Annotated in this window: 2 protein-coding genes; both read left to right on the top strand. The window is 31.2% G+C overall.

Annotation, left to right across the window (positions count from 1 at the left end; genetic code table 11):
- The first annotated feature begins 193 nt into the window (after positions 1-193).
- Positions 194-766, top strand: a complete 573-nt coding sequence (locus V7083_RS03180; RefSeq protein WP_335475292.1) for a MarR family winged helix-turn-helix transcriptional regulator — start codon at positions 194-196, stop codon at positions 764-766.
- A gap of 80 nt (positions 767-846) precedes the next feature.
- Complete coding sequence (locus V7083_RS03175) at positions 847-1,875, top strand: serine hydrolase domain-containing protein (RefSeq protein ID WP_335475290.1); 1,029 nt, start codon at positions 847-849, stop codon at positions 1,873-1,875.
- Positions 1,876-1,976 lie beyond the last annotated feature (101 nt).

Here is a 1,976-nt window from a genome sequence, read left to right as displayed (position 1 = left end):
CAATAAATGAAATAACTGATAAAAGTAAAGTTATCCACAGTTATTTCAAGGTAGAGCCTTAACTTAAAATAACTGGTTGCTAACAGTAGTCTTTTTCTTATTGACTAAAGGACCGTTTAATTCAAAATAAAATAGACAGTATATTGACTAAATCACATTTTAGACAGTATAATGGCTAAAGCGGAGGTAATTTATGGATATTTACAGAGAACTTTTTTTAATGCAGCAGACTTACGGGACCTTATTTTCTCTAGCAAATAAAATTCAGGTAAAAGGTGACAAGTTCCTTGAACTTTTAACATCCCGACAGTATATGGCAATGGTAGCAATTGCGCATTTACCTGAAGATGAAACGACCTTGAATAATATAGCTAGAAAATTAGGGACCACAAAACAGAGTGTAAAACAGGTAATCACCATTATGGAAAACAAGGGATATGTTACCGTAGTTCCTAGCAGGAAAGATAAACGAGCGATTAACGTAAAAATAACTAAAACAGGAAATGAAGTATTGCTTGTCGTTGCAGAAAAAGGAATCTTTTTTTTGGAACAACTTTTTAAAAAGTTATCAACAGAAGAATTAGAAACAATGTGGTACCTTTTAAAGAAACTTTATAGTTATGACGGTGAAGAACACGATGGATTTGAAGAAGAAGGTAACTTACAAATGGATAAAGATAACATTGAATTACAATTAAGAGTATTGAAGGAGTTTGAGAGACGAAGAATTCAAGCAATTGATAAGGGGAAAAAATGTGAAAAATAATCACAGAGGACGATTCATCTTTGAGGAATATATCTATTTTTCCGAAATATTTCTAAAATGAAGGATGAGGGAGTACAATTATGCTTGAAATCAGTGATGAAACATTACGATTAATTAAAAGGGCAAGCAGAGGAAAAAAACATTTAAAATTAACTGTTGGCTATTTAACAGACAATGATTCTGTAATAAAAATTTATAATGAAAACGGTGAACTTGATTCATCAAAAAAATATCATTATGAAATTGGGTCTATTACAAAGACTTTTACTGTATCTTTGCTATCAAAATATGTATTTGAAAAAAAGTTGTCATTAAACAATTCAATACAAAAATATATAGAGGGGATTAAGGGAGACGATTATTATCCTACATTGCACCGCCTTGCTACTCACACTTCTGGATATTCAGCAAGACTGCCTTTAAATAAACGGGAATATTCTAAACTAATTTTAGGTTTGATTATTGGCGGTGGTGATTTGAATAAGCATAATCCATTAAATATGGATTTTAACAAAATGAGAATGTTAATTGAAAATAATAAATTAAAAGAATTGGATTATCCATGGAAATATTCAAATTTCGGTATATCACTTATTGGGTATGGGTTGGGGATTGTATCAGGCAGGGGGTATTGGGACACTATGAATGACTTTCTTCATAATGAGCTTGGACTAAGCGATACTTCTTTAGGTACATCAAACAATAATTTACATGGTTACGACAAAAAAAATAATGATTGCGGCAATTGGAAATGGAACAAAGAGAATCTTATATCACCTGCGGGTGCAATAAGTTCAACTGCTGATGATTTACTTAAATATGCAAAAATAAATCTTTACGAAGAGCAACCATATTTGTGTCTTTGTCATAATAAACATGGAAATGGAACAAAGAAATATGATATGGGTCTTGGATGGTTTCTTTTAAAGAAAAACAATAATGTTATTTTGCATGGCGGTGGAACAGGTTGCTTTAGTTCATTTTTAGGTATTGATAAAGAAAAGAAAGTTGCCGCCGTAGTTTTGGCCAATTATCAATTAGGTAGAAATGATGATGAAAATATAGGAATTTCCTTATTAGAAAGTCTACAAAAATCAGTCATTTCTTGATTATAGGCTCTACCCTGAAATAACTGTGGATAACTATACTTTAGCAGTTATTTCATTTATTGAGTGCAAATTTTTACATGGATGTCTGTTAAACTTGTCTG

This window comes from Bacillus sp. JJ1764, from assembly GCF_036962145.1.
GTDB lineage: Bacteria > Bacillota > Bacilli > Bacillales > Cytobacillaceae > Neobacillus.
Note: the sequence above shows the minus strand (reverse complement) of the source record. Positions and strands in the feature narration are given on the sequence as shown.